The sequence below is a fragment of the Microbacterium sp. genome (genome assembly GCF_047607465.1).
Classification (GTDB): Bacteria; Actinomycetota; Actinomycetes; order Actinomycetales; family Microbacteriaceae; genus Microbacterium.
This window is the reverse complement of the sequence record NZ_JASGCY010000033.1, coordinates 71,858-92,660: the sequence shown is the minus strand read 5'-3', so window position 1 is coordinate 92,660 and position 20,803 is coordinate 71,858. Positions and strand designations below refer to the sequence as shown.

Annotated in this window: 17 protein-coding genes and 1 pseudogene; 15 read left to right on the top strand and 3 right to left on the bottom strand. The window is 70.3% G+C overall.

All coding sequences use genetic code 11. The features are described from left to right. Positions 1 to 136 precede the first annotated feature (136 nt). The 3 genes from QM568_RS04530 (at position 137) to QM568_RS04520 (ending at position 5,223) form a co-directional block, all read left to right on the top strand. Positions 137 to 739: a gamma carbonic anhydrase family protein gene (locus QM568_RS04530; protein WP_415136238.1), complete on the top strand. Its 603-nt coding sequence runs from the start codon at positions 137 to 139 to the stop codon at positions 737 to 739. Then, positions 736 to 3,642 carry an aminotransferase gene (locus QM568_RS04525; RefSeq protein ID WP_415136236.1) on the top strand — a complete coding sequence of 969 codons (2,907 nt, stop codon included), beginning with the start codon at positions 736 to 738 and terminating at the stop codon, positions 3,640 to 3,642. The genes QM568_RS04530 and QM568_RS04525 overlap by 4 nt, the downstream gene beginning before the upstream one ends. A gap of 153 nt (positions 3,643 to 3,795) precedes the next feature. Beyond that, positions 3,796 to 5,223 (top strand): APC family permease, encoded by a 1,428-nt coding sequence (locus QM568_RS04520; protein ID WP_415136234.1) that lies wholly within the window; start codon positions 3,796 to 3,798, stop codon positions 5,221 to 5,223. Positions 5,224 to 5,313: 90 nt separating this feature from the next. Here QM568_RS04520 and QM568_RS04515 read toward each other — a convergent pair whose 3' ends face one another. Continuing rightward, complete coding sequence (locus QM568_RS04515; protein WP_415136232.1) at positions 5,314 to 7,995, bottom strand: phosphoenolpyruvate carboxylase; 2,682 nt, start codon at positions 7,993 to 7,995, stop codon at positions 5,314 to 5,316. Positions 7,996 to 8,124: 129 nt separating this feature from the next. On the opposite strand from QM568_RS04515, the gene QM568_RS04510 reads away from it, so the two are divergent. From QM568_RS04510 to QM568_RS04490, 5 genes are all read left to right on the top strand, one after another. Then, complete coding sequence (locus tag QM568_RS04510; RefSeq protein WP_415136230.1) at positions 8,125 to 9,813, top strand: acyl-CoA dehydrogenase; 1,689 nt, start codon at positions 8,125 to 8,127, stop codon at positions 9,811 to 9,813. A 137-nt stretch (positions 9,814 to 9,950) separates the two neighbouring features. Beyond that, entirely contained in the window at positions 9,951 to 11,129 is a 1,179-nt protein-coding gene (gene nhaA, locus QM568_RS04505) for a Na+/H+ antiporter NhaA (RefSeq protein ID WP_415136228.1), read from the top strand. Positions 11,130 to 11,149: 20 nt separating this feature from the next. Then, the gene (locus tag QM568_RS04500; RefSeq protein ID WP_415136226.1) at positions 11,150 to 11,791 is read left to right on the top strand and encodes a MazG family protein; all 642 of its coding nucleotides are present in this window, start codon (positions 11,150 to 11,152) and stop codon (positions 11,789 to 11,791) included. 199 nt (positions 11,792 to 11,990) lie between these two features. After that, entirely contained in the window at positions 11,991 to 13,250 is a 1,260-nt protein-coding gene (locus QM568_RS04495; protein ID WP_415136304.1) for a histidine--tRNA ligase, read from the top strand. Between the two features lie 391 nt (positions 13,251 to 13,641). Then, entirely contained in the window at positions 13,642 to 14,469 is an 828-nt protein-coding gene (locus QM568_RS04490) for an SGNH/GDSL hydrolase family protein (protein ID WP_415136224.1), read from the top strand. Here QM568_RS04490 and QM568_RS04485 read toward each other — a convergent pair. Next, positions 14,413 to 14,909, bottom strand: a pseudogene (locus QM568_RS04485) (VOC family protein). The gene QM568_RS04490 and the pseudogene QM568_RS04485 overlap by 57 nt on opposite strands. 65 nt (positions 14,910 to 14,974) lie before the next feature. Between QM568_RS04485 and QM568_RS04480 the strand changes: the two are divergent. Next, the gene (locus tag QM568_RS04480) at positions 14,975 to 15,742 is read left to right on the top strand and encodes a helix-turn-helix domain-containing protein (protein ID WP_415136222.1); all 768 of its coding nucleotides are present in this window, start codon (positions 14,975 to 14,977) and stop codon (positions 15,740 to 15,742) included. 216 nt (positions 15,743 to 15,958) lie between these two features. On the opposite strand, the gene QM568_RS04475 is transcribed toward QM568_RS04480, so the two are convergent. Further along, complete coding sequence (locus QM568_RS04475; protein WP_415136220.1) at positions 15,959 to 16,429, bottom strand: PaaI family thioesterase; 471 nt, start codon at positions 16,427 to 16,429, stop codon at positions 15,959 to 15,961. A gap of 98 nt (positions 16,430 to 16,527) precedes the next feature. On the opposite strand from QM568_RS04475, the gene QM568_RS04470 reads away from it, so the two are divergent. The 6 genes from QM568_RS04470 (at position 16,528) to QM568_RS04445 (ending at position 20,754) form a co-directional block, all read left to right on the top strand. After that, positions 16,528 to 16,893: a GntR family transcriptional regulator gene (locus QM568_RS04470; protein ID WP_415136218.1), complete on the top strand. Its 366-nt coding sequence runs from the start codon at positions 16,528 to 16,530 to the stop codon at positions 16,891 to 16,893. Then, complete coding sequence (locus tag QM568_RS04465; RefSeq protein ID WP_415136216.1) at positions 16,890 to 17,942, top strand: DUF1648 domain-containing protein; 1,053 nt, start codon at positions 16,890 to 16,892, stop codon at positions 17,940 to 17,942. Before QM568_RS04470 ends, QM568_RS04465 begins: the two co-directional genes overlap by 4 nt. After that, on the top strand, positions 17,939 to 18,112 hold the full coding sequence (locus QM568_RS04460) for a hypothetical protein (protein WP_415136214.1): 174 nt from the start codon (positions 17,939 to 17,941) through the stop codon (positions 18,110 to 18,112). The genes QM568_RS04465 and QM568_RS04460 overlap by 4 nt, the downstream gene beginning before the upstream one ends. A gap of 31 nt (positions 18,113 to 18,143) precedes the next feature. After that, entirely contained in the window at positions 18,144 to 18,803 is a 660-nt protein-coding gene (locus tag QM568_RS04455) for an O-methyltransferase (protein WP_415136212.1), read from the top strand. A 98-nt stretch (positions 18,804 to 18,901) separates the two neighbouring features. Continuing rightward, positions 18,902 to 20,182 carry a phosphopyruvate hydratase gene (gene eno, locus QM568_RS04450; protein WP_415136210.1) on the top strand — a complete coding sequence of 427 codons (1,281 nt, stop codon included), beginning with the start codon at positions 18,902 to 18,904 and terminating at the stop codon, positions 20,180 to 20,182. 143 nt (positions 20,183 to 20,325) lie between these two features. Then, positions 20,326 to 20,754, top strand: coding sequence for an FtsB family cell division protein (locus QM568_RS04445; RefSeq protein WP_415136208.1), 429 nt, complete (start codon positions 20,326 to 20,328; stop codon positions 20,752 to 20,754). Positions 20,755 to 20,803: the final 49 nt, after the last annotated feature.

The following is a 20,803-nucleotide window of genomic DNA, read 5'->3' as shown; positions in this document are numbered from 1 at the left end:
CGTCGTGTGATCGGAAAACCCAGAGCATCGTGATCTCGCGCGGCGTGTCGGATGCTGACACGCCGGGTCTACACGGATCGGTCTGGGTTTCCCGTCGGGTACAGCGCGCGGGCGCGCGCGGGACTAGTCTGACGCCATGCTGTACGAGCACCTCGGGGCTCAGCCCCGCATCCATGACACCGCCGTCGTCGCTCCCACCGCCGTGATCTCCGGCGATGTGGAGATCGGCCCGAACTGCCAGGTGCTGCACGGCGCCGTGATCACCGCCGAGGGCGGGCCGATCACGCTCGGCGAGCACGTCATCGTGATGGAGAACGCGCTGATCCGCGCCACTGCGGCGAACTCCGTGCACATCGGGTCGCACACGCTCATCGGCACGCTCGCGAGCATCGCCGGGGCGACGGTCGGCGAGGAGGTCTTCTTCGCCTCCGGCGCCCGCATCTTCAACGGCGCCCTCGTCGGCGACCGCTGCGAGGTGCGCGTCAACGCGATCGTGCACCGGCGGGCGGTGCTGCCTCCCGGCACCGTCGTGCCCATCGGATGGGTGGCCGCGGGCGACCCGGTGCGGCTGTTCTCGCCCGACCAGGACGAGGCGATCGCGGCAGCTCAACCCGACCTCGACTTCCCCGGGCACGTGTTCGGCGTCGACCGCGACACCCCCGATCTCATGGTGCAGCTCACCGAGCGCTACGCGAGCTCGCTCGCCCGGCACGCCGCCGACCGCGAGGTCGGCAGGTGAGCGGGCTCGTCCGACCAGCAGTCTCCGAATCCGACGCATGCCTGATCGCCCGCGAGTGCTACGGACTGGAGGTGTCAGCGCGCGAGCTCGGCAGCAACCAGGATCGCAACTTCGTGCTCACCGAGGCCGACGGCACCCGCAGCGTGCTGCGGGTCGACAACCCGGTGTTCGGCGATGACGCGCGCGACGGCCAGCACGCTGCTCTCGCCGCCTACCGCGCGGCGGGCGTTCGGGTGCCGGCTGTCCTGGCAGGACTCGACGGCGAACTGACGCAGCGGTGGCGGGGTTTCGCTGTGCGGCGCAGCGAGTTCGCGGTCGGTGAGCCGATGGTGGATGCCGGCCACTTCGCCCCGGTCGTGCTCGCCGAGTTCGGCGCACTCGCGGCGGCATCCGTCACCGCTCTCGCCGCCGTGCGCCATCCGGGCCTTGACCGTGCGCACATGTGGGACATGCGCGTGGCCGGCGAGCAGGTGTCCGCCCTCGCTCCCGCCATCGCCGACACCGCCCTGCGTGCTCGAGTGCTCGCGTCCGCCGCAGAGGCCGAGGCCGCGCTCCGGCCGCTCGAAGAACACCTTCCGGTGCAGCCGATCCACGGCGATCTCACCGACGACAACGTCACCGGAGTTCGCGGGACGGATTCGCGGCTGCATCCGCACACCGTCCTCGACCTCGGCGACCTGTCGCTCGGTTGGCGGGTGGCCGAGCTCGCCGTGTGCGTGTCGTCGATGCTGCACCACGAGCCCGATCGCCCGCTGCGCACCCTCGACGTCATCGAGGCATTCCATGCGGACGCGCCTCTCTCCGTGCCGGAGGCGCGCGCTGTGTGGCCGCTCGTCGTACTGCGTGCGGCACTGCTGGTCGCCAGCGGCTGGCGACAGTTGGAGATCGACGGCGACAACGACTATGCCAGGGAGCGTATCGCGGGGGAGCAGGCGATCTTCGACGCCGCGACGCTGCTTCCTCTGGCAGAGATGTCCGAGAATGTGCTCGACCGGCTCGGCATCGAGGCTCCGATGATCGATCTCGCAGCCGATCATACGGTTGCGTTGCTGCCGGATCTTGCCGGCGGCCTCGTCATCGTCGATCTCGGGGTGGAGTCGTCGATGCTCGATGAGGGGCGTTGGCTCGAATCGGATGCTGAGGCTGGCCTGGTCGCTGCGGCGCTCGCGGCCGGGGCTGGCGCAGCGGTGCTGCCGTACGGAGTGTTCCGGTTGACGCGGGCTGCGATCGACAGTGCGGATGCTGCCCCCACCTGGCCGACTCACACGGAGATCCACGTCGGGCCAGGGGCCGACATCGTTGTCGCGGCACCCTGCGCAGGGTACCTGCGCGTCGACGACGGCGAGGTGCGGATCGACCGCGCCGACGGGTGGGTGCTCAGCGTGCGCGGCATCGATCCCGATGATGTGCACGGGCGCTCTGTCGCCGCGGGGGAGCGCATCGGAGTGCTGCCGTCGGCAGGGGGCGTGCGCGCCATCGAGGTGGGGATCCGCCGTGCGGACGCACCCGTTCCGCCGCGCCTCGTCGCTCCCGATCGGGTCGCAGGGTGGGCCAGGCTCACCGCCGACCCCGCGCCCCTGCTCGGCATCCCCGGCCTCGCGCAGCGCGATCGCTCTGCCACAGAGCGGCAGCGGCGTGAGCGACTGTTCGCCTCCGCTCAGGAGCGGTACTACGAGCATCCGCCGCAGATCGAGCGCGGCTGGCGCCACCACCTCGTCGACACGACCGGACGCGTCTACGTCGACATGGTCAACAACGTCACGGGCCTCGGCCACGGCCACCCTCGGGTGGCCGAGGCCGCCGAGCGGCAACTGCGCACTCTGGCGACCAACTCCCGGTTCCTGTACCGCGACCTCGCCGAATACAGCGAGCGGCTGCTGGCGCTGATGCCGCCGGACAGCGGGCTCGACACGGTGCTGCTGGTGAACAGCGGATCAGAGGCGGTCGATCTTGCGCTGCGTCTGGCGCAGGCGGCGACCGGGCGCCGCACGGTCGTCGCGCTGCGCGAGGCGTACCACGGGTGGACCATGGCGAGCGACGCGGTCACCACCAGCGCCTACGACAACCCGGACGCGCTCGCCACCCGCCCAGACTGGGTGCACATCGCCGACGTGCCCAACCCCTACCGCGGCACCTATCGAGGCGAGGGCACGGCTGAGCACTACCTCGCAGACTTTGGCCGTGACCTCGAGCGCCTCGTCGCGGATGGACGCCCGCCCGCCGCCTTCCTCTGCGAGCCGATCCTCGGCAACGCCGGCGGCGTTCTGCTCCCTGAGGGCTATCTCGCGGGAGCGTACGAGCTGATCCGCGCTGCAGGCGGGCTGTGCATCGCCGATGAGGTGCAGGTCGGGTTCGGGCGCACCGGAGCGGCGTTCTGGGCGTTCGAGCTGTCAGGGGTGCGTCCGGACATCGTCACGATCGCCAAGCCGATGGGCAACGGATTTCCGATCGGTGGGGTGATCACCTCGAAAGCGGTGGCGGACGCGCTGTCCACGCAGGGGCAGTTCTTCTCCTCGGCGGGTGGCGGAACGCTCAGCTGCCGGATCGGCATCGCGGTGCTCGACGCCATGGCCGAGGACGGGCTGCAGCGCAACGCCCTCGAGATCGGCGAACGGCTGGCTCGGCGTCTGCGCGCGCTCGCCGACCGGCATCCGCTCATCGGCCCGGTCCACGGAACGGGCCTCTACCTCGGTGTCGAACTGGTGCGGGACCGCGACACGATGGAGCCGGCGGCTGCCGAGGCCGCGGCGATCTGCGAACGGCTCAGGGAACTCGGCGTGATCGTGCTCACGACATCCGAGCGATCGAACGTGCTCAAGATCAAGCCGCCCTTGTGCCTGACCGCCGAGAGTGCCGATCACGTCGTGAGGATGCTCGACCGGGTGCTCACCGAAGGTTGGTGACCTCCTTCGAAACCCGTTCTGATTCGTCATGTTAAATGCGTATTTCGAATCAGAATTGAGGGTCGCGCTGAGGAATACCCGGGGTACATACTGATGCTCAACGTCGGGCGACCCGTACCCCGACGGGTTCGGCGTTCCCTGAGGAGTGAAGACATGACGATGAAGACCAAACCGCTCGCCCAAGGCGGCGGAACTCTCCGGCGCAACCTCGGGCTGTGGGCCATCGTCGGCCTGGGCCTGGGCTATATGACCCCGACCGTCGTCTTCGACACGTTCGGCATGGTGGCCCGCGATACGGACAACGTCGTCCCCGCCGCGTACCTCGTCGCCCTCATCGTGATGGTCTTCACCGCCATCAGCTACGGCAAGATCGCCAGCGCCATCCCGAGCGCCGGCTCCGCCTACACCTACGTGCGCGAGTCCATCCACCCGAACCTCGGCTTCATGGTCGGCTGGACGTCGCTCATCGACTACGTGCTGCTGCCGATGGTGAACTGCCTCATCATCCGCAGTTACCTCGAAGCCCTCTTCCCCGACATCCCCGGCTGGATCTGGGTGGTCGTCTACTGCATCCTCGTGACCGCCATCATCTACATGACCATGCGCGGCACCTCGAACGCGAACATGATCCTGCTCGTGTTCTCGATCATCGTGATGGTGGTGTTCGTCGTGATGGTGATCGCCCAGCTCTCGCGCGGCGAGGGGGCGGCGACCCTGGCCTCCGCGTCGCCGTTCATCCACGACGGGGTGACGCTGAGCGCGGTGCTGATGGGGGCGACGATCGTGTGCTTCTCCTTCATCGGCTTCGACGCGGTCACCATGTACGCCGAAGAGGCGAAGGACCCCAAGATCATGCCCAAGGCGATCCTGCTGACGGTACTGCTCGGTGGGGCGATCTTCCTCATCGCCGGATACTTCACGCAGCTGCGCTTCCCCGACTTCAACGAGTTCGCCCCCGGCGGCGACCAGCAGTTCATCGAGGATTCGACGCTGCCGATCATCGGCCAGATCGTCGGCGGCGACGTGCTCATGGCGGTGCTCACGGCAGCCGGCTTCTGCGCGACGCTCGCCTCGGGGCTCGCCTCGCACGCCTCGGTCTCGCGCATGCTCCTGGTGATGGGGCGCAACAACGTGCTGCCGCAGCGGCTCTTCGGCTACATCAACCCGCGCACGCACACGCCGACCTTCAACATCGTGCTCGTCGGCGCGATCTCGCTGCTGGCCATCCCGTTCAGCCTCGAGATCATCGCCGCCTGGATCAACTACGGCGCCCTCATCGCGTTCACCTTCGTGAACATCTCCGTGATCGCATGGTTCGCCGTGCGCAAGGGACGTCGCAAGACGCCGGCGGATATCTTCAACTACATCGTGATGCCCGGCATCGGCATGCTTCTCACCGGAATCCTCTGGGTGAACCTGCATTCCGACGCACTGGTGGGCGGTCTCACCTGGACGGTGCTGGGCGTGATCTACCTCGCCGTCATCACGAAGGGATTCCGCAAGGAGGTCGTCGCCTTCGACGAGAACCAGCCCGTCACCGGCTTCAACAAGGTGGTCAAGGTCCCCGTCGACGAGAGCTGAGACGACGAGAAACCACTTCCGTCGCGAGACCCACCCGACCGGGTGGTGTCTCGTCGCGGAAGTGGTTTCTCGCCGTAGGAGGTGCCGGCGTCACCCGGTGTTCTGCAGGCCCGCGGCGACGCCGCTGACCGAGAGCAGCAGCAGGCGCCGCTGCTCGTCCTCGCTTCCGGAGCCGCTCGCCTCCGTGCGCAGGGCGCGCAGCGCCCGCAGCTGCAGCAGCGAGAGCGCATCGACGTAGGGTGTGCGCAGCTGCACGGCACGCTGCAGCACGGGCTTGTTCTCGAGCAGACGCTCGCCGCCCGTGAGTCGGATCACCCACTCGCGGGTCAGTCGCAGCTCGTCGAGCACGAGCTCGGCGAGATCGTCACGATCACCGAGTTCGAGGTACTGACGGGCGATGCGCTCATCGGTCTTGGCGAGGCTCATGGCGACGTTGTCGATCATCGTGCGCAGCAACGGCCAGTCGCGATAGGCCTCTGCGAGACGCTCCTCGTCGCCCACCGCATCCAGGGCGGAGCCCAGGCCGAACCAGCCCGCCAGGTTGATCCGCGCCTGAGTCCAGGCGAACACCCACGGGATCGCGCGGAGGTCCTCCAGCGACTCCACGGACAGTCCTCGGCGCGCCGGGCGGGAGCCGAGGGCCAGCAGACCGATCTCTTCGAGCGGTGTCACGGTCGCGAACCAGGGGGCGAAGCCCTCGGCCTTGACCAGGGAGAAGAAGCGTTCCCGTGAGGCGGCATCCAATGTCGCGGCGATGTCGGCGAACCGTCTCGCCGCCTCGCTGATGCGCTCTTCGACCGTCGGCGACGATGCGAGAAGGGTGGCTGCCGCTACCTGGTCGATGTGGCGCATCGCGATCGCGGGTTCGCCGTAGCGGGCGAAGATGACCTCGCCCTGCTCGGTGAGCTTGAAGCGTCCGTCGACCGAGTACGGCGGCTGCGCGAGGATCGCCGAGTTCGCGGGGCCGCCGCCGCGTCCGAGAGCGCCGCCGCGTCCATGGAACAGCGTCAGCTCGATGCCCGACTCCTTCGCCCAGAGGGCGATCTTCTCCTGCGCTTCGTACAGCGCGAGGTTGGCGGCGACCGGGCCGACGTCCTTTGAGGAGTCGGAATAGCCGAGCATGACTTCGAGCTTGCCGCCGGTCTCGGCCAGGCGCGACTGGAACTCGGGGAAGGTCACCGCCTCGGCGAGGATGCCCGGTGCGGCTTGCAGATCGGCGAAGGTCTCGAACAGCGGAACCACGTCGAGCACCGGCGCATCGTCACCGAGGGCGTGCTTCGCGAGCCGGTGCACGGCGGCGAGGTCGGATGCCGACTGGGTGAACGAGACGACGTAGCGGCCTGCGGCGCGCAGGCCCCGGTCGCGCTGGATGTCCGCGATCGCGCGGAAGACCTCGAGCACCTCCTCGGTCTGCGCGCTGAGGTCACCGCCGCCTTCGAGCTCGGCGAGGGCTTTCGCGTGAACCTGTGAATGCTGGCGGACTTCGAGCTCGGTCAGGTGGAATCCGTAGGTCTCCACCTGCCAGATGAGGTGCTGCACGCCGCCGAAGGCGTGCCGACGCGCCCCGGCCGAGGCCAGCGACGCCTGCAGTGCGCGCAGGTCGGCCAGAAGCTCGTCAGGGCTGGCGAAACGGTCGTCGTCGCCGCGCCGCGTTGCCGCGATGCGGTGAGCGAGCACGAGCATCACTCGGCGGTGCGGCTCGTCGGGGGAGCGGGTGGCGAGCTCGGATGCCGCGGCCGTGTTCGTGGCGGCGAAGCGCTCCCAGATCGCGGTCACCTCGGCGCTCGGCGGCGTACCGTGCGCGTCCAAGGTGAGCGTGCGTCCGATGCGGTCGATGGCTCGTTCGAGACCGCGCAGCACGTGATCCGAGGCGATCTGCGACGCCTCGCGGGTGACGGATGCGGTCACGAAGGGGTTGCCGTCTCGATCTCCGCCGACCCACGAGCCGATGCGAACGAACGCGGGAACGATCGGCGCGCTCGCTCCGGACTCCTCGCCTCGCAGAGCGTCGTCGATGCGGCGGTACACGTGCGGGACCGTCGTGAACAGCGTCTCGTCGAAGACGCTCATGACGGTGCGCACTTCGTCGGTCGGCGTGGGCTTCTGGGCGCGCAGCGGAGCGGTGCGCCACAGGGTGTCGATCTCCTCGAGCATCCGGCGACGGGCGCGGTGCTCTTCGGCGCCACCGTCGCTTGCGGCGTCGTGCTGTGTGAGCAGCTCGGACAGACGGCGGATGCTGCTGGACACCGCACGCCGACGTGCCTCTGTGGGGTGGGCGGTGAAGACGGGGTGGAAGCGCAGCCCTTCGAGCCTGCGACGCGCTTCGTCCTCGCCCACCTCTGTCGTGAGTCGCGCGTAGGCGGTGGCGACAGTGTCGGCGGCGTTCTCACGTCCTGGTTGCCCGGCGCGCTCACGCAGGACGCGCACCCGCTGGTGCTCCTCGGCGAGGTTGACGAGGTGGAAGTAGCAGGTGAAGGCCCTCGCCACCTCATCGGCCCGGGAGATCGAGAACGATTCGGCGATGGCCACTGCCCGCGCGAAGGCGTCGGAACCGGCATCCTCATAGGCCTGGATGGTCGCGAGGCGCAGACGCTCGACGTCGGCGAACAGGTCGTCGCCGCCGGCTTCGCGCAGCACCTGGCCGAGCAGGGCTCCGAGCATCCGGACATCCGAGCGCATCGCTTCGGGAATGCCCTGACCGGCTTCGAAGCGCCCGATCACGAGGATCGCTTCAGTGTTCGTTGGCTCGATGAAGGAGTGTGGGGGGGTCACGGTTCGAGAGTAGCCGCACTGGAGCGGGACGTGCGCCCGGATGACGGTGCACGTCATCGGGGCAGCCTCTTTTATTGGAACGCAGTCGCAGGTATAGTGACACCCAGTTTCACGAATCGAGGAATCACCATGGCCGAGAACGCCTACACCCCGCCCGTCGACGACTACGCCTTCCTGTACGGCCGCGCCTTCGGGCTCGATCTCGTGGCCCGCGCGACGGGAGGCGCGTTCACCGCAGAGGATGCCGTCGGCATCATCGAGGGAGCAGGTGAGTTCGCCGCCGGCGTGCTCGCACCGCTGGAGGGCGTCGGCGACCGCGTCGGCGCGCGCCTCGTCGACGGCCAGGTGCATCTGCCCGAGGGGTTCGCCGACGCGTATCGCCAGTTCGTCGCCGCCGGCTGGGTGACCGCCGAGGCGCCCGAGTCGGCGGGCGGCGACGGGCTGCCCGAGTCGATCCGCGCCGGACTCGGTGAGATCTGGAACGCCTCCAACGCCGCCTTCGCCCTGTGCTGGCTGCTCTCGGCAGGACAGATCCACGCGCTCGACGCCGCCGCGTCCGAGGAGATCCGCCAGACCTACCTCACCCGGCTGGTCTCGGGCGAGTGGACAGGGACCATGAACCTCACCGAGCCCGGCGCCGGCAGCGACCTCGGTGCGATCCGCACGACGGCCACGCCGCGCGCCGACGGCTCGTGGGGCATCAGCGGACAGAAGATCTTCATCACCTGGGGCGACCACGACATCGCAGAGAACATCGTGCACCTCGTGCTCGCCCGCACCCCCGACGCTCCCGCGGGTGCGAAGGGCCTGTCGCTGTTCGTCGTGCCCAAGCACCTCGTCGGCGCCGACGGCTCGCTCGGCGATCGCAACGGCGTCACCACGATCGCCCTCGAGCACAAGCTCGGCATCCACGCGAGCCCCACCTGCGTGCTCGGCTTCGAGGATGCGACCGGCTGGCTCGTCGGCGAGGTCGGCGGAGGGCTCGCCGGCATGTTCGTGATGATGAACTCCGCGCGGGCGGGCATGGGCTTCCAGGCGACCGGCATCTCCGACCGCGCCTACCAGCAGGCCGAGGCGTACGCCGCGCAGCGCGTGCAGGGCGGCGTGCTCGACCGGCCGGAGGGCACCCCGATCGCCGAGCACCCGGACGTGCGTCGGCTGCTCCTTTCGATGCGCAGCCGCGTGTTCGCCATGCGCGGACTCGGCGTGCTGCTCGGCGACTGCTTCGACCGCGCAGAGGTCGACGGCACCGGACCGCTCGCCGAGTTCCTCGTGCCGGTGCTCAAGGGCTGGGCGACCGAGGAAGCCCTGTCGATCACGAGCGACGCGATCCAGGTGCACGGCGGCATGGGCTTCATCGAGGAGACCGGCATCGCGCAGCACTACCGCGATGCGCGCATCATGCCGATCTACGAGGGCACGACGGCGATCCAGGCGAACGACCTCATCGGGCGCAAGGTGATCCGCGACTCCGGGGCGGTGGCCGAGGGGCTGTTCCAGCAGATCGACGAGACCGCCGCGGCCCTCGACGGCACGGATGCCGCCCGCATCCGCGAGCGGCTCGAGCGCGCGGTGGCGGCGGCCCGTGCCGCGACCGCCGCGCTGGTCGGCTTCGGGCAGACGCGCGACGCGTACGCCGCGAGCGTGCCGTACCTCACCCTCATCGGCACGCTGGCCGGCGGCTGGGTGCACGCGCTCGCCGCGCTCGCCGCCGACGGTGATGCCGAGCGCATCCGACTCGCCGATTTCTACACCGCGCACCACCTTCCGCGGGTGCACATGCTCGCCGAGGCCGTCGCCGCCGGCGAGATCGCCTAGAACCGCCACGGACCAGGGATGGCCGTCGCACGGCGTCGAACCGCGCGGTGGCCGTCTGCGCGCTCCCGGCGGCTCATGAGCGCGATCGGATCGCCTGCACCGGTCCTGGTGTCCTCGACCGCGCCTAGGCTGGACGGATGCGTGTGACGGTGAAGCATCTTCGAGGACAGCAGATCCCGGCCGTCCTCCTGCTCGTCGCTGCGGGTCTCGGGCTGCTGCTGGCGAACCTTCCCACCCACGACGCGATCGCGGGTGTGCTCCACGCCCATCTCGCTGTGGGCGCCTGGCTCGACCTCTCGGTGGCCCACTGGATCTCCGACGGGCTGCTCGCGGTGTTCTTCCTCGTCGTCGCCATCGAGCTGCGGCACGAGCTCACCCACGGCGAACTGGACTCGGTGCGCAAGGCGGTGCAGCCGGCGATCGCGGCGGCGGGCGGTGTGCTCGTGCCGATCGGGGTCTATCTGCTGATCGCCGGCCCTTCGTCGGGCTCAGTGCCCGGAGAGACGGCGGCCGGCTGGCCGATCCCCACCGCCACCGACATCGCCTTCGCGCTCGGTGTGCTGGCCGTGTTCGGCCGCGGACTCCCGTCGGCCGTGCGGGTGTTCCTGCTGGCGCTGGCGATCCTCGACGACATCATCGGCATCGTCTTCATCGCCGTGCTGTTCGCCCACGACGTGCAGTGGCTGCTCTTCGGACTCGCGCTCGTCGGCACGGCCGTGTTCTGGCTGCTCGGCCGGATGCTGCATCGCACCGGCCATCCGATCGTCGCTGTGCTGATGGTGCTCGTCGGCGTCGCGACCTGGGCGCTCGTCGCCGTCTCCGGAATCCACGCGACCATCGCCGGCGTGCTGCTGGGCCTCGTGATGGCCCCGGTGCCGGCCTCCCGTGTGCGCCATGCGCTGGAGCCCGCCGTCAACGGCGTGATCCTGCCGCTGTTCGCCTTCGCAGCCGCGTTCGTCGTGATCCCGACGGTCTCTCCCTCGGAGCTGTCCTCCGCGTTCTGGGGCATCGCCCTCGCGCTGCCGGTGGGCAAGATCATCGGCATCTCCGTCTTCGGCTGGATCGCGATGCGGATCCGCCTGCCGGGATCGGCGCCAGCGCTGCCGTTCGCCGACATCCTCGCCGCTGGCGCGCTCGGCGGGATCGGCTTCACGGTGTCGCTGCTGCTCGCCAACCTCGCCTTCGCCGGCGACCCGGCCATCCGCGACCAGGCGATCCTCGGCGTTCTGGTCGGCTCGCTCATCGCGCTCGGCCTGTCCGCGGCCATCGTCTCGTTGCGGGCGCGGTCGTATCGGCGGACGGCTGCGACATCATGAGCTCGAAGGCAGGAGGCGACATGACACCGAACGATCCGCTGCGCGAAGCCGTGGAGACCATGCGGGCCGTCCGCGAGAGGTGCGTCTGGTCGCAGCGGATCACTCATCGCGACCTCGTGCCGTACCTCATCGAGGAGTCGCACGAGGTGATCGACGCCGTCGAGCAGGGTTCGCGCGACGATCTCCGCGAGGAGCTGGGCGATCTGCTCTGGCAGGTGCTGTTCCACTCCGCGATCGCCGCGGAAGACGCGGACGCCCCCTTCGACATCGACGACGTCGCCAGGGGTCTCACCGAGAAGATGGTGCGACGGCATCCGCACGTCTTTGCGGATGCGGTGGCGAACACCCCCGAGGAAGTGCTCGTGCACTGGAACGCCGCGAAGGCCGCGGAGAAGCGCACGCGCCGCAGCGCCCTCGACGGGATCCCGCGCGGCATGCCGGCCCTCGCTCTCGCGCAGAAGATGCTCGGGCGTGTTCCGCGGTCGCGGGTGGAGGAGGCCGCGACGGAGCCTTCCGCCCCGGCATCCGAATCCGAGCTTGGCGAGGCTCTGCTCGCCCTCGTCGCTCGGGCGCGGTCGAACGGCTGGGATGCGGAGCGCGCCCTGCGCGAGCGGCTGCGCGCGCTGGACGAGGAGGTGCGCGCGGCCGAGGCCGGTGACTGAGCCGGGCGCCGCGCCGGAATCTGCGACATGCAGGACTGTCGCCGTTGTGCAGGGAGGTCCGGGGTTCGTGACCCCTGCATGATCGTGAATCCCCTGCAGGATGCGGATGCGGATGCGGATGCCGATGTGCCCGCCGACGGAGGCCTGAGCTGCGACCTGGAATGATGGACGGGTGGCTACTGTGAACCCGCCCCGTGGCATGCGCGACATCCTGCCCGCCGACAAGACGCGTCGAGAGCGCGTCCTCTCCGTCATCCGCGAGCGCTACCGCGCGCATGGCTTCGACGAGATCGAGACGCCGGCGCTCGAGGAGTACTCGCGCCTGCACGCCGGCATCGGCGGCGACAACGAGAAGCTCGCGTACAACGTGCTGCGCCGCGGACTCGACGCCGAGGCAATCCGCGAGGCCGCCGCAGACCCGGCCGCCCTCGCCGACCTCGGCCTGCGCTACGACCTCACCGTGCCGCTGGCCCGCTTCTACGCGAGCAACCGCGCTCAACTGCCCGGCGTCTTCCGCGCCATCCAGATCGGTCCGGTGTGGAGGGCCGAGCGCCCGCAGAAGGGGCGCTACCGCCAGTTCGTGCAGTGCGACATCGACATCATCGGCGACGACTCGGCGCGGGCAGAGGCCGAGCTCATGATCGCCTCCCTCGACGCGCTCGCCGCGCTCGGGCTCGAGGGTGTGACCGTGCGCATCAACGACCGCCGTGCGCTGGACTGGATGCTCGACAGCTTCGGCTTCGCCGAGGCCGAGCGCCCGGGCGTGCTCATCACGATCGACAAGCTCGACAAGATCGGACCGGACGGCGTGGCCGCGGAACTGCGCGAGCGCGGCGCGGCGGGCTCTGCTGTCGACGCTTTCGAAGCGTTCCTGCGTCGCCCGCAGACCATGGAATACAACCCGTTCGGCGAGAGACAGATCCGCAAGGCGCTGCCCGAGAACGCGCCGAACGACATCGTCGCGCACCTCGTGGGCATCGGCGCGGCGGTTGCCGCCTCGCGCGGAGCTTCCGCCTCGGCATCCGATGCCCTCGTCTTCGACCCGTTCCTCGTGCGGGGGATGGGCTACTACACCGGCACGATCATGGAGCTCGCGCACCCCTCGGTCGACTACTCGCTCGGCGGCGGCGGCCGGTATGACGGCATGATCGGGCGCTTCCTCGGCCAGCAGGTGCCGGCCGTCGGGTTCTCGCTCGGCTTCGAGCGCCTCGTCGACCTCGTCGCGCTCGGGACGGATGCCGTGGCCCAGGCCGTCGTGCTGATCCACGACGCCGATGTGCCGGTCGCCGAGCTCATCGGACACAAGTCGCGCCTGGTCGCGACCGGCGCCCGGGTCAGGCTCGAGCGCCGCACGAAGAACCTCAAGGCGCTGCTCGAGCGCTCTGCCGCCGACGGCTACACGGCGTTCGCGATCGTCGCGGCCGGCGCCTCCGAGGTGGAGCTCAAACCGCTGAGCTGACCCCCGCCGGGCGCCTCGCGTTGCTGTTCTGCGCGTCGCGCTGCTGTTCTGCGCGTCGCGCTGCTGTTCTGCGCGTCGCGCTGCTGTTCTGCGGGGTCGCGCTGCTGTTCTGCGGGGTCGCGCTGCTCTTCTGTGGGTCGCGCTGCTGTTCTCTCCTCGCGCTGCTGTTTTTCCTGCAGCGCGAGCGGAGATGAGCAGCGCGACGACGGGAAGAGCCGCGCGACGACGAGAAGAGCCGCGCGGAGAAGAGCAGCGCGACGATGAGAAGAGCCGCGCGGAGAAGAGCAGCGCGACGATGAGAAGAGCAGCGCAAGCGGAGAAGAGCCGCGCGACGAGATGTGCTGGGGCCCGCGTTCACCGGGCGTTCATCGCCTCGGGGGCGAATCGTGACGTGAGACGCGTCCGACTCCTCGCCCGCATCGTCCTCGGGTTGGTTTTCGCGACCGCCGGCATCCGCCTGCTGCTGAACACGCAGGCGGCGATCGCCCGCCGACGCATCGGCAAGCCTCTGGGCGAGGAGTCGCTCGACGCCGACCGGCTGTGGCGGCGCCGGCTCGCAGGTCCGCCGATCGAGCTGCTCCTGCTCGGCGACTCGCTGGCTGCTGGCCTCGGCGCCGAGACGCGCAAGCAGACCCTCGGCGCCCGGTTGGCGAAGGGACTCGCCGGGTCCGAGGGGCGATCGGTGCGCCTCACCACCGCCGCGGTCGTGGGGTCGGAGTCGCCCGGCCTCGGCACCCAGATCGACGCGCTCGCCCCCGAACTCCGCCCGGATGTCACCGTCATCGTCGTCGGTGGGAACGATGTCACCCATCGCCTGCCGGCATCCGTCTCGGCCGAGCACCTCGGTGCAGCGATCGTGCGCCTGCGCGCTCGCGGCGCCGAGGTCGTGGTCGGGACCTGTCCGGACCTCGGTGCGCTCAGGGCGGTGCCGCAGCCCCTGCGCCGCCTGGCCCCGAGCCTGTCCCGTCGCCTCGCCGAAGTGCAGGCGGAGACGGCCACGCGTGCAGGCGCCGAGGCCGTGGATCTGCGCCGCGCGGTCGGTCCGATGTTCTTCGACGAGCCCGAGGCGATGTTCAGCCTCGACCGCTTCCATCCGAGCCCTCTCGGTTACCGGCGCACGGCCGAGGCGCTGCTGCCTGCGGTGCGCAGGGCGCTTGCGCGCTCAGTCGCCGAAGGAGGCGGCCCACTCGGCGACGCGTCGGGCGCTCTCCTCGTCTGAGAGGTCCTCGACGCGCGTCATCACCGACCATCGCACGCCGAACGGGTCGCGGATGCTCGCGTAGCGGTCGCCGGAGACGAAGTCCGACGGCCCCTCGCGCACGACGGCCCCTCGCGCACGACGGCTCCGGCCTCGACGGCTTTCGCGACCACGGCGTCGACGTCGGGCACGTACAAGCCCATCGAGTAGCAGTCGTCGTCGCCCTCCGGCGCCGGTACGAGGTGGTACTCGGGACTGGGCTCGCCCAGCTGCAGCCGGCCGAGCCCGAAGTCGAGGTCGGCGTGGCCGACGACGCCGCCGAACTCCGTGACGTCGACGACGCGCGCGCCGAACACGTCGCGGTAGAAGTCGATGGCCTCTCGTGCGCGGGCGATCGCGAGGAAAGGGGTGAGCGAGGTCGCCGTGTTCGGGCGGCCGTTCGTGGTGTGGATGTCCGTCATGCGTCCAGGCTAGAAAGGAGCGGATGCCGACGGCTTGAACTTCCGCGACGATCTACGCTTCATGCATGGTCGATTCCGCGCGCGGCGTGCTCTATCCGCAACGGCTGCCGCAGTTCCACCGCCTGCCAGCGGGGGCGGCGTCGGATCTGGTCGCGTGGTTCTGGATCCCCGAGTGGTCGCTGCCGGGCGGCGCCGTCTCGCGCCAGGACATCGTGGCCTACCCCGCGCTGAACCTCGTGGTCGAGCGCGATGCCGTCACCCTGTCCGGCGCCACGACGCGGATATCGCACCGCGAGCTGCGCGGAACGGGATGGGCCGTCGGGGCGATGCTGCGACCGGCCGCCGTCGCCGCACTCACGCCGGCCCCGGCCGCACTCGTCGACCGCGAGATCGTGCTCGACGAGCCGAGGCTGCGGGACGAGGTCGCTGACGCCATGGCCGCAGGGGATCGGGTGCGCGCGGCGGCGCGCTTCGCCGACTGGCTGATCGACCGCGTGGGCCGCGTCGATGAGGCAGCGCGACAGGCGAACGCGCTCGTCGACGTGCTCCTGGGCGCGGGCGCTGCGAGCACACCGGACGAGGCCGCGACGCGGCTCGCCGTCTCGACACGCACGCTGCAGCGGATGGCGCACCGGTACGTGGGAGTGTCGCCCGCGGCGATGATCCGTCGGCGACGTCTGCAGGAGGCCGCCGAGGCGCTCCGGGAGGACGCACGCATCGATCTCGCCGCTCTCGCCGCCGACCTCGGCTACGCCGACCACGCGCACCTCACCCGTGACTTCCGGGCGGTCCTGGGGTTCACGCCATCGTCCTACCGCACCTCGCAGCCCTGACCCCAGCATCCCCCCGCGCCCCGTCCCAGCATCCGCCGACGCCCCATCTGCCCGTCGACGCCCCACCGCACCGACGTCGCTCAGGTGGGGCGTGGACGCTCAGATGGGGCGCCGACAGAAGGAGGGCGGAACGAGCCGCGCGCAGGAGGGAGCCGCGCTCAGATGGGGCGCCGGCGGAAAGGGGGCGGGGAAGGAGCGGGGGCGGGGGAGCGGGGGTCAGGCTCGGGCAGTGGTGACGCGCTTCTTCTCGCGCACGTAGACCTCACGCCGCACGCGGGCGACGACGTCGCCGTCGCGGTCGGTGATGACGCAGTCGAACCATTCGAGCACCTTCGCGCCTCCGGCGGCCTTCGCCCGGATTTCCGCGACCCGCTCGCGTGACACCTCGAACTCGGCGGTGAGCACGCCGCGTCCGGGCTTGACGAACTCGATCTCGCCGCGGGTGTCCCACACCACGTAGTCGCGACCGAGCTGGTGCATCACGAGCATGAAGAAGTACGGATCCGTCATCGCCGACATCGAGCCGCCGAAGGCGGTCTTCACGTAGTTGCGGGTGAACACGTTGACGTGCATCTCGACCGTGGCGTGCGTCCAGTCGTCGCTGAAGCGGCGCACGCGGATGCCGCTGAAGAAGTTGGGGATCCACAGGCTCATGCCCAGGGCGAGACGACGGGGAGTGATGCGCATCGCACCAGTCTGCGCGGTCGTGCCGCGTCTCACGGAGTCGTTCGGAGGCTCGGCACAAAAAGGCTAGTTACACTAGAACTATTGAGTGAAGTGGGCCTATGCTGATCCGCATCGACGGGGAGAGCCCGCGTCCGATCTTCGAGCAGGTCGCCTCCTCCGTGCGCGCCGACATCGCCGCCGGCGTCGTGCGCGTCGGCGATCGCCTGCCTCCGGCGCGCGATGTGGCCGACGCCCTCGACATCAACGTGCACACCGTGCTGCACGCCTACCGGCTGCTGCGCGATGAGGGGCTCGTCGACCTCCGCCGCGGTCGCGGCGCCGTCGTGTCGCCCGCCGCCGCGGCCCTCGGCGAGCTGCGCGACGACATCCGCTCCCTCATCGCCCGCGCCGAGACGCTGGGCGTTCCCGCCCCGGCGCTGGCCGCGCTGATCGAGGACCCCGCACTCCGAGGAGGAGAACGATGAACGACGACGTCCGCCGTGCGCGAACCGCCTTCGTGCGGGTCGGCCTGATCATCCCGATCGCGATGCTGGCGGTCTCCATGCTCGTCGTGGCGCTGTGGCTGCCCGAGGTGCCCGACCCCGCGGCGACCCACTGGGGCGAGGGCGGCGCCGACGGGTTCGCCCCGCGCTGGACGCTCCTGCTCAACCCGCTGATCGGCGTGGGTGTGGTGCTGCTGCTGGCCGCGATCGCGCTCCTCTCGTCGCGCGCGTCGGGCGGATCGTCGGGGGGAGCGGATGCAGGCCGGCCCCAGTGGTCGGCTGTCGGCCGCGGACTCGGCGCGACGAACCTCGGCGTCGGAGGACTGATCAGCCTCCTCGCGATCGGCACCACCGACCTGCAGCGGGGGCTCTCCGACGCGGCGGACGCTGCCGACATCGGCGGCTGGCTCGCGGCCGGTCTCGTGAGCATGGTCGTGCTCGGCCTCATCGGCTGGTTCGCGCAGCCAGGCGTCCGCACCGCGCCCGCGCCGGCGGCATCCGCCACCTCCGTCGCCATCTCGGCGACCGAGCGCGCGGCCTGGTTCGGCAGCGTCTCGATGGCCCGCGCCGGGCGCATCGTTCTGGGCGCCGGTCTCGCGGTCGCCGCGATCGCCACGGTGCTGTCCTTCGCCGCCGGGGAGCCAGGCGAGGGACCGTCGGCGACGGCGTGGATCATGCTCCTCACGCTCGTGCTGCTCGTCGGCGTCCTCGCCTTCGGCTTCGCGTTCCGGGTGCGGATCAGCGCGCGCGGCCTGCACGTGCGCTCGATGATGGGGTGGCCGAGCACGCGCATCCCGCTCGGAGCGATCGAGAAGGTCGAGATCACGCGGGTCGATCCGTTCGGGGAGTTCGGTGGCTGGGGCTGGCGCATCGGTCTCGACGGACGCCGCGGCGTCGTCATGCGGCGCGGTGAGGCGCTGCAGGTGACGCATGTCGGAAAGGCGTTCGTCATCACTGTCGACGGCGCCGCCGAGGCGGCGGCGGTTCTGGAGACGCTGCGCCGGAGCGAGACAGGTGGGGAGAACCGATGAGCAGGACGGATGCCGTGACCGCCCCCGCTGTGGAGCCGATGGCGGGCGCTCGGAGCGTGTACTGTCCCGCCGTCCGCCTCGTGCTCTCCTTCTGCGTGGCCCGGCTCGTCTCCCCGCCGTTGCGGCTCGCCCCACGGAAGGCGCCGCACGCGGCATCCGCTCGCTCTTGACCGGCGGTTCCCGGCGGGGTTGGCTGATCCCATGGAACCCACCCGCGCGGCCTGGGTCGCTGCCGACGCCTATCTCGCCGACACGCTCGTCGGTCATGACGGGGCCCTCGAGGCGGCGTTGGAGGCGCAGCGCGCCGCCGGGATGCCGGAGATCGAGGTCGCACCCGTCGCGGGCAAGTTGCTCGACCTGCTCGTGCGCGCGAGCGGGGCGCGCCGCGTGCTCGAGATCGGCACGCTCGGCGGGTACTCGACGATCTGGCTCGCCCGCGCCGTCGGCGAGGACGGGCACGTGGTCACGGTGGAGGCCGAGGCGGGCAACGCGGCCGTGGCGCGCGCGAGCATCGATGCCGCCGGTGTGGGGGAGCGGGTCGAGATCCGCATCGGGCGTGCCGTCGATGTGCTCCCGACGCTCGTCGGCGGGTTCGACCTCGTCTTCATCGACGCCGACAAGGAGTCGAACACGATCTACCTCGACTGGGCCGCCCGGCTCGGACGCTCCGGCACCCTCGTCGTGCTCGACAACATCGGCCGGGAGGGCGAGATCGTCAGAGACGACGCGGACGACCCGAAAGTCGTCGGCACCCGCGACGCGCTGCGGATGCTGGGAGAGGACCCCCGCTTCGACGCCACCGCCCTGCAGACGGTCGGCGTCAAGGGGTGGGACGGCATCGCCATCGCGCTGGTCGTCTGAGGTCTGCGCTCTCTGAATCGCGTCGGCGTGACGGGCTAGACTGGGCGCGGATCGACGCCGCTCCACCATCCCCCGTTCTCTGAGCAAGGAGCACATCTGTGGCACTCATCGAGGCTGTAGGCGCACGCGAGATTCTCGACTCGCGTGGAAATCCGACCGTCGAGGTGGAGGTGCTCCTTGACGACGGTGTCGTCCAGCGCGCGGCCGTCCCCTCCGGCGCGTCCACCGGTGCGTTTGAGGCGTACGAGCTGCGCGACGGCGACAAGAGCCGCTACGGGGGCAAGGGCGTCCTCAAGGCGGTCGAGGCCGTCATCGACGAGCTCGGCCCCGCGATCGAGGGCGTCGAGGCCAGCGAGCAGCGCATCGTCGACGAGATCCTCAACGAGACCGACGGCACCGAGAACAAGTCGCGCACCGGCGCCAACGCCATCCTCGGTGTGAGCCTCGCCGTCGCGAAGGCCGCAGCCGACTCGGCCGACCTGCCGCTGTTCCGCTACCTGGGCGGACCGAACGCGCATCTGCTGCCCGTTCCGCTTTTCAACGTCATCAACGGCGGCGAGCACGCCGACAACGGCATCGACATGCAGGAGTTCTTCCTCGCCCCGATCGGCGCGGAGACCTACTCCGAGTCGCTGCGCTGGGGCGTGGAGACCTACCACGTGCTCCGCAGCGAGCTCAAGGCCGCCGGTTACGCGACCGGCCTCGGCGACGAGGGCGGCTTCGCGCCCGACCTCCCCAGCAACCGCGAGGGGCTCGAGTTCCTCATCAAGGCGATCGAGAAGGCCGGCTTCACCCCGGGCACCGACATCGCGCTCGGCCTCGATGTCGCCGCCACCGAGTTCTTCACCGACGGCGTCTACCGCCTCGATGGCAAGGACTGGAGCGGCCCCGAGCTCATCGAGTACTACCAGGGCCTCGTCGCGGACTTCCCGATCGTCACGATCGAGGACGCGCTCGCCGAGGACGACTGGGACAACTGGAAGCTCCTCACCGACGCCCTGGGCTCGAAGGTCCAGCTCGTCGGCGACGACCTGTTCGTCACCAACCCGCAGCGCCTCGCCGACGGCATCCAGCGCGGTGTCGCCAACTCGCTGCTGGTCAAGGTGAACCAGATCGGCACGCTCACCGAGACCTTCGACGCGGTCAGCCTCGCGCAGCGCTCCGGCTACACGGCGATGCTCTCGCACCGCTCCGGCGAGACCGAGGACACCACGATCGCCGACCTCGCCGTGGCGACGAACGCTGGGCAGATCAAGACGGGTGCGCCTGCCCGTTCCGAGCGCGTCGCGAAGTACAATCAGCTTCTGCGCATCGAGGAGAAGCTCGGCGACGCCGCGGTCTTCGCGGGCCGCTCGGCGTTCCCGCGCTTCGGCGCCTGAACCGCGCACAGGTCTGAGAGGGAGGGGGAGCCATGGCGAGACGTCCGGCTCCCCCTTCTCCGTCTCCCCGCGCTCCTCGCGCCGGCGCGCCGGCCCCGAAAGCGCCGCGGAGCCGGGGAGCGCAGCAGCCCGCGGAGGCCGGGGTGGACGTGCGCGAATGGGCCTCCGGCATCCGCCTGTCGGCGTTCTCGGCCATCATGCTCTCGCTGGTGATCCTCGGGGCCTGGGTGCTCGTGCCGACGCTGGGCACCTTCATCGACCAGCGCCAGAAGATCGCCGCCCTCGAGTCGTCGATCCAGGTCTCCGAGAACGAGATCGCCGCGCTCGAGCGCGATCGCGAGCGCTGGGCGGACCCGGCGTACATCACCACGCAGGCGCGTGAGCGGCTCTACTACGTCAAACCCGGCGAGGTCGTCTACCTTATCGACGACGACCTCGACCCCGCAGCGCTCCCGCAGGAGCAGAAGCCGGTCAGCGACGCCCTCGAGGAGCGCCCGGCCGACTGGATGCCGCAGCTGCTGCGCTCGCTCACCGCGGCAGGTCTCAGCCAGAACGCCGTCCCCGCGCAGTGACGCGCCCGAACGGGCCCGCTCCGAGCATCCTCCAGGCGACCTCCCGTAC

Coding starts and splice junctions, on each gene's coding strand:
- QM568_RS04470 (WP_415136218.1), top strand. CDS start 16,528: ATGCTGATCCGCATCGACGGGGAGAGCCCGCGTCCGATCTTCGAGCAG.
- nhaA (WP_415136228.1), top strand. CDS start 9,951: ATGCGTGTGACGGTGAAGCATCTTCGAGGACAGCAGATCCCGGCCGTC.
- QM568_RS04500 (WP_415136226.1), top strand. CDS start 11,150: ATGACACCGAACGATCCGCTGCGCGAAGCCGTGGAGACCATGCGGGCC.
- QM568_RS04465 (WP_415136216.1), top strand. CDS start 16,890: ATGAACGACGACGTCCGCCGTGCGCGAACCGCCTTCGTGCGGGTCGGC.
- QM568_RS04495 (WP_415136304.1), top strand. CDS start 11,991: ATGCGCGACATCCTGCCCGCCGACAAGACGCGTCGAGAGCGCGTCCTC.
- QM568_RS04455 (WP_415136212.1), top strand. CDS start 18,144: ATGGAACCCACCCGCGCGGCCTGGGTCGCTGCCGACGCCTATCTCGCC.
- QM568_RS04530 (WP_415136238.1), top strand. CDS start 137: ATGCTGTACGAGCACCTCGGGGCTCAGCCCCGCATCCATGACACCGCC.
- QM568_RS04510 (WP_415136230.1), top strand. CDS start 8,125: ATGGCCGAGAACGCCTACACCCCGCCCGTCGACGACTACGCCTTCCTG.
- QM568_RS04480 (WP_415136222.1), top strand. CDS start 14,975: ATGGTCGATTCCGCGCGCGGCGTGCTCTATCCGCAACGGCTGCCGCAG.
- QM568_RS04475 (WP_415136220.1), bottom strand. CDS start 16,429: ATGCGCATCACTCCCCGTCGTCTCGCCCTGGGCATGAGCCTGTGGATC.
- QM568_RS04520 (WP_415136234.1), top strand. CDS start 3,796: ATGACGATGAAGACCAAACCGCTCGCCCAAGGCGGCGGAACTCTCCGG.
- QM568_RS04460 (WP_415136214.1), top strand. CDS start 17,939: ATGAGCAGGACGGATGCCGTGACCGCCCCCGCTGTGGAGCCGATGGCG.